Below are 5578 nucleotides of genomic sequence, written 5' to 3'. Positions count from 1 at the left end.
CTTAGTGGTGCAGAAAACTTTTGATGAACTGTTTTGAGTCTCAAGATGAGAATACAACCACTTTAGAGAACTCGAAGCGGCAGTCGAGAGCGGCCTGCTTGCCCCGCGAGGCACAAGCGGTGGGTGGACTGTGCCGGGGAAGTGCATTGAGAATGGGAATAGCAACCCGTTGATAGCAGCGTCGAGCCAGGTCTCGAAGACCCAGTTGCAGAAAACTCAGTCCCCGTTGACTATGCCAGTCCAGTTTCGAGCGCTGCCCAGCTTTTACCAGCATCCAGCCCACCATCAGAGCAATCAAACTGGCGATGTCGAGCAGCATGACGAGACGGGTGAGCGCTTGGGCCTCTCGCAAACCCGAGTCAAGGACATCAAATCCGCCGGATTTGTAATCCTTAAAGTGTGGCTCAATGCCGCCAAAGCGCTGTCCATAGCGAGCAAAGGTCTGTAGAGACGGGGGTTGACTCGAGAGAACGGCCCATGGGTCGGCAGCTATCGATTGCTGTGCAGTGGCCAGATGACAGTGAACAGTCTCCAAGACTGTCACCTGATGAAAGAGATGAGCCTGTTGCGGTGGAGGCAGTAACTGTTGGACACAACAGGAGTGCCCTGTCGCTAACGTGACCGTCAAATCGCTCTTGGCTCGGATGAACCAATCCCACTGCCAGTCCTCCAAGCATCGCAGCAACTCTCCATGTTCAAAGCCCCGGTCGGCTAATAAGGTGACCGAACACCCCGGCGGCAGAACGGCTTTGGCGGCCACTAATACCGGATAGTAGGTCTCAAAGCTGACGGTCGCACTGCCATGTTCTACAACCGTTTGGGCCAGTGTCAACGAGCGTCCACCCCAGACCAGACAGACCTCAATCAGACAGAATCGATTCCACAGCAGACTCGTATCCAACGTGAGCGTGAGCGCACTGTCTTGAAAGGCTTGCAGCGCATGACGCAGCAGTGGAGCATAGAATCGTTCTGCACTGATGTGCTCGTTGTGCAGCAAGTAACTGAGCCGTTCCATATGGGCTCGGGCTTGGCAGCCTCGATGACTCAGGTAGGCCAGCCATTTCCCGAGACAGGCACTGCTAGACAAAAGAATCGCGGCGACCGTTTCGGCCACGCCTTGCAAATGACGTTGGTCTTTGGGCTTGACCCATTGACGCAGTTGGGACATCAGTTGACGATAGAGAAGAGGTGCTTCCATAAGAGTCGCTATGAGTTGGGGAACTTTTTAGCGTCTCATGGAACACCTCTTCCCGTCTCCTTGTCTTATGATGAGAATCCCGACACAGCACACTTTCAAGAGCTTTTCTGCACCACTAAGGGGCAATCGCACTTACGGCACCTGATTGAAGATTGGGGCTGCGATCGCAACTCAATTTAGCTGATGAGTGGGATCTGTGGAGTGGAAAGTGCGATCGCACTGCTTAAATTAGTGGCAGTGGTCTAACTCGGAATGCCTCGCTACTGACCGAAATCATAGCCCCCTTCATCAATACTTCTTCGCATTGATTTAGGACATCGGATAGCCACTCTTCAAGTGCTGCACGAGTAGCATTGTCTAACCGAAAAAGAATGACACTTGGTAGATTTGCCCTACTTACTGCCAACAAATACCCAAAATCTAAATCAACCGTCAGTAAGATACGATTCTCATTTCGCGCCTTGATCAGAATGTCTCCATCAGATAGCCGCTCCAAGCCTCCTTCCAGCAAATGAATAGCATCATGGCCTTGTTGGCGCAACAGATTGACCGTTTGCGGTGAGATTCCCATATCTGCAAGAAATTTCATCCTGCTTTTGGAGTAACGCTGGGATAAACTCGCTCAGTTGCTAACCAAGCAGCATATTTCAAAGATTGCTGAATATCTTCCGGCTTAAATAAGGATAGTCCGCAATGATGTCCTCAGTAGACTGTCCGTTGGCAATAAGGTTCAGTACAAGAGAAACCGGAACGCGCATTCCGCGAATGCAAGCCTGTCCCGCCATGATATTAGGGTCAAATGTAATTCGGTCAAAACCCAGCATGATGAATCCTCACCAATAGCTCCTCTTTCTCGCCCCATTATCACCGCTTAAACACATTATGGAACTGAGATCGCAGCTCAATCTCGCTGATGTTTGGGATGGGTGATGTGGAGAAGTGCGATCTCTAGAAGACACATACCACATCCTTCGTAACAGATTCCCGTAGATGCTCTTTGAGAGCAGTGCGGGTTCCTAAATCAACTTTATGTCCTAACAGGCCCTCGAACGATAATGACGTACCCGAAACACATCAAATAAGGTCGCCTCAATTGCAAACTCGACCACGAAATCAACGTCGCTTTCGGGCGTTGCTTCGTCACGAGCAACGGAACCGAACAGCTCCAAGGATTTAACGCCGAGTGCTTCTAAATCAGCGCGATGAGTTTGGGTAAGGGCAACAACTTCCTGACAGTTCACAGTGGAGGTTAGGTAAGGATGATGTTCATAATATAGAGGAACGTCTATATGGATTAGCTAAATATTTAGGATAGATTCTGGTGCGCCATTACATTAAATAGCACTGGCGTACGATGAGATCTCGAAGCCTCTTAAATTATTTAGGATGCTTGGATGGTAATCAATCTTGCTTTGTTTCAGACGGTTTTTTGACCATAACCCAAACGTCATCATCCCTCGTTCTCAGTTTTGAAGAATTTCTCGCTCGCTATGCCGATAATCCTCGCTATGAACTGGCCGATGGGGAGCTAATCGATATGGAACCCACTGGCACCCATGAAACGGTGGCTGGCAAAGTTGCTAGTCGGCTGAATATTGAGTGCGATCGCAAGGGACATCCGTGGATTATTTCTCGTACCCGTTTGCTGCATCTTTCTACCAATAAACTCTACGTTTCATTAGGCAGATGCTCAGTTTATAGCGCTTCTTGCGCTAGTAAAGGGAGATTATTTTTTGGAAGCCGCACTTCGCGCGGCTTCCAAAAAATAACTGGTACCTCAGTAGCCTAGGAAAGGCTATAGCGTAGTGGGATTTGACACAATAATAGATTTAATCGGCGATTATTAAACCAAATCCAGGTTGAAAGTAGAGTTTTCCCTGAGGGAAAACTCTACTTTTCAACCCTGTTGGGGTTTATTTTATGTTTTTTCTTTTAGTGAAACTTCATTTTTGTTGATCAGAATTTGGATTTCATCTCCGTATTTAATATTAGAAATAGGCGGCGCAATTATTTCTAGTATTGAAGGGTTTTGGAAATGAGACTTTTTAGTCTCTGGATGAGGATAGTAGATCCAACCGTTGAATTCAATACCTTCAAACAAAAGTTTGCAGGAAGAAAAGGAAAAGTGCTCAGGTGGATGCAATGATGTCCATTCAACATTAAAAAACGTGAACTCTGGATTCTTCATCGTAAAGCAATATGGTTCGATTGAGATATTCAAGGTGCCATCATAAAAATCAACAAGATCAAGACCTAGTTGTTTAAAGAAGGGCTTCTGTATTTTGATTGAACTATCTGCATATTGACTGCTTCTCGATTTCCCTGAAGCAACCTGATGTCCTTTTTGGACGACACCTTTCACCGCGATCCATACACTATTATTCATGAATTTTCATCCCATAGTTGAGTTCAATTTGTTACTTCACTGATGAATTTGATTTACTCCTAAGCCTACGAGCTTATCTCGCGCGTTCCCGACCTCAAGTTTGATGTCTATATCTGAAACTGAATTGTTCCAAAAAGTATAAAAAGTTCTGTCTAAGCTCTCAGAAAAAACTTGAGAAGCCGGCTGATTTGATTGAGCCATTATAGCCGCATTATTATGTCCATATAACCAAGGTGATTCATCTAAATCGTTCCTTACTCTGTATGTATACCACCCCATAAGCAATATTTATCGTCTAACTTAACTCCTCGTAGAGAAGCTGGTTCGCTATAGTATTTAACAGAAAGATTCTGTAAGTTTCCAAAGTCAGTAGTGGCTCCTTGATGAAATAAAGCAATTTTTCCTAGCTGATTCAGATTCACAGCATTATATGGATGTTGTAGTAACAGTTCAACTTTTAATATTTTTTCATGTACTTTTTTTCATACAATTTAATTACTACCCGCCTTGCCATGTCTTCTGAATAATGGATTATTTTAGCCTTTGAAATATTATTTATCTGCAAAATAGTTAATGATAAAATCTGTATTCAAATCATTATCCGAACTAATTATAATCTCATTTTGATTGGCATTCTCTCCTTCTGGTTCCACCCAAGTTTGTGTTGAATTAAAATTGAGACAGAGAGTTCAGCAGGCCAAAGCCGATGGCTCAGCAACGACGCAAGCGTGGCACAGCAGGCGATAAACCGATTTGTCTGCCCATTGCAGACGACCTTGACTACGAGGTCTTAGTAGAAGACCGTGAGTCCTTTCGGCAGTATCTCAACGAGGCAGATCGAGGCTCACCCAGAACTGTTTCCCGACGGGATTGAAGCGGGCTATCGCTTTCATGGATGGGTCGAGTCCTCTCTCTCGTGCGACGGCTCAAGACCCGGCGGATTTTGCTGCCGAGTACCGGGAGAGGCTTATCAACTGCGTCCCGATTTGGCGACGCCGTACATGAGCGAGACGGCGGAGATGGCCGACAAAGCGCTCTATTTAAGAAAGCATGGCCTGTCGTATGAGGGGATTGCCTAGTCGCGCCTGGCTGTTCTGAGACGCACGGTATCGGCCGCGCCAGTTGTTCGGTCGAGCCTCGATTGTGGGCAGTACCCTCAAAAGGGAAACGGCGCTCCCCCCCATCTAGTTGCCGATGAGAGCTATTGTGATTGGCACGGGCAGCGAGTCTATCTGGCAGTGACAGCGGCGCAAGGGTGCGTCCTGGGAGCCAGTCTCAGTGCCAATGCGGGTCAGGATGGATTAACCGCAGCCTATGGGGTATTCCAGCAGGAAGCTGCCCATCATGTTCCCGACTATGCGCCCGAGACGGTGACGACTGATGGTTGGGAGGCCACCCGAGCCGCTTGGGAGGAGCTATTCCCTGGCCTGGTCTGGATTCTGTGCTTCCTGCATGAGGTGATTAAAATTCGCGATGGGTGCCGCTCTAAACCAGTCCTGGGTCAGCAACTAGCCGACAAGCTTTGGCATCTGTATCGGGGCCAGAGCAAACGTCACTTTGCTCAACGATTGCGTCGGTTGCTGGAGTGGGTGAACACCCACGCGTTGCCCCAGGCCATTGACGCTCGCTTGCGACGCCTCAACGACAAATCTCACGTCTTCCAACGCGCCTTTGACTTCCCTGACGCCTATCGCACCAGCAATCAGGTTGACCGTCCCATGAACTATCTTGACCGTACCCTGTATGCCATGCAAGATTTTCATGGATTCTGGGACTCGGCGGAACAGTCGGTGCGCTCGATGGCGCTACTCTGGAACTTCCATCCTTTTTGTCGCAAGACTCGCAAAGCGATGGGCGGGTGCTTATGCCCCTTTCAGCAACTCAACGGATTTCGTTATCACGACAACTGGGTTCGCAATTGGCTGATTGCCTCATCATTGAATGGCAGAAGACCGTTGCCAAGGAAATCTAGCGACACAAAATAAGTTGGAACT

At 47.8% G+C, this 5578-nt stretch carries 9 protein-coding genes; 4 read left to right on the top strand and 5 right to left on the bottom strand.

The features are described 5' to 3' along the window. Positions 1-40 precede the first annotated feature (40 nt). From AC286M_RS36045 to AC286M_RS36030, 4 genes are all read right to left on the bottom strand, one after another. Positions 41-1198: a transposase gene (locus tag AC286M_RS36045; protein WP_488205777.1), complete on the bottom strand. Its 1158-nt coding sequence runs from the start codon at positions 1196-1198 to the stop codon at positions 41-43. 223 nt (positions 1199-1421) lie between these two features. Beyond that, positions 1422-1787, bottom strand: coding sequence for a DUF5615 family PIN-like protein (locus tag AC286M_RS36040; protein ID WP_488209022.1), 366 nt, complete (start codon positions 1785-1787; stop codon positions 1422-1424). Between the two features lie 58 nt (positions 1788-1845). Beyond that, the gene (locus tag AC286M_RS36035; protein WP_488209021.1) at positions 1846-2022 is read right to left on the bottom strand and encodes a DUF433 domain-containing protein; all 177 of its coding nucleotides are present in this window, start codon (positions 2020-2022) and stop codon (positions 1846-1848) included. A gap of 210 nt (positions 2023-2232) precedes the next feature. Further along, entirely contained in the window at positions 2233-2439 is a 207-nt protein-coding gene (locus AC286M_RS36030; RefSeq protein ID WP_488209020.1) for a nucleotidyltransferase family protein, read from the bottom strand. A 188-nt stretch (positions 2440-2627) separates the two neighbouring features. Here AC286M_RS36030 and AC286M_RS36025 point away from each other — a divergent pair, with 188 nt between their 5' ends. Then, positions 2628-2987 (top strand): Uma2 family endonuclease, encoded by a 360-nt coding sequence (locus tag AC286M_RS36025; RefSeq protein ID WP_488208412.1) that lies wholly within the window; start codon positions 2628-2630, stop codon positions 2985-2987. 129 nt (positions 2988-3116) lie between these two features. Here AC286M_RS36025 and AC286M_RS36020 read toward each other — a convergent pair whose 3' ends face one another. Continuing rightward, positions 3117-3584 carry a hypothetical protein gene (locus AC286M_RS36020; protein WP_488208413.1) on the bottom strand — a complete coding sequence of 156 codons (468 nt, stop codon included), beginning with the start codon at positions 3582-3584 and terminating at the stop codon, positions 3117-3119. 706 nt (positions 3585-4290) lie between these two features. On the opposite strand from AC286M_RS36020, the gene AC286M_RS36015 reads away from it, so the two are divergent. The 3 genes from AC286M_RS36015 (at position 4291) to AC286M_RS36005 (ending at position 5569) form a co-directional block, all read left to right on the top strand. Further along, positions 4291-4458, top strand: a complete 168-nt coding sequence (locus AC286M_RS36015) for a hypothetical protein (protein ID WP_488209019.1) — start codon at positions 4291-4293, stop codon at positions 4456-4458. After that, a complete protein-coding gene (locus tag AC286M_RS36010; RefSeq protein ID WP_488209018.1) occupies positions 4388-4663 on the top strand; it encodes a hypothetical protein in 276 nt (91 codons plus the stop codon). Before AC286M_RS36015 ends, AC286M_RS36010 begins: the two co-directional genes overlap by 71 nt. Positions 4664-4822: 159 nt before the next feature. Next, the gene (locus tag AC286M_RS36005; RefSeq protein WP_488209017.1) at positions 4823-5569 is read left to right on the top strand and encodes a hypothetical protein; all 747 of its coding nucleotides are present in this window, start codon (positions 4823-4825) and stop codon (positions 5567-5569) included. The last annotated feature ends 9 nt before the right edge of the window (positions 5570-5578 follow it).

Source organism: Thainema salinarum CENA647, from assembly GCF_057732415.1.
The sequence above is the reverse complement of the archived record's forward strand: the minus strand, read 5'-3'. Positions and strand labels throughout refer to the sequence as shown.

Coding starts and splice junctions, on each gene's coding strand:
- AC286M_RS36045 (WP_488205777.1), bottom strand. CDS start 1,198: ATGGAAGCACCTCTTCTCTATCGTCAACTGATGTCCCAACTGCGTCAA.
- AC286M_RS36040 (WP_488209022.1), bottom strand. CDS start 1,787: ATGAAATTTCTTGCAGATATGGGAATCTCACCGCAAACGGTCAATCTG.
- AC286M_RS36035 (WP_488209021.1), bottom strand. CDS start 2,022: ATGCTGGGTTTTGACCGAATTACATTTGACCCTAATATCATGGCGGGA.
- AC286M_RS36020 (WP_488208413.1), bottom strand. CDS start 3,584: ATGAATAATAGTGTATGGATCGCGGTGAAAGGTGTCGTCCAAAAAGGA.
- AC286M_RS36015 (WP_488209019.1), top strand. CDS start 4,291: ATGGCTCAGCAACGACGCAAGCGTGGCACAGCAGGCGATAAACCGATT.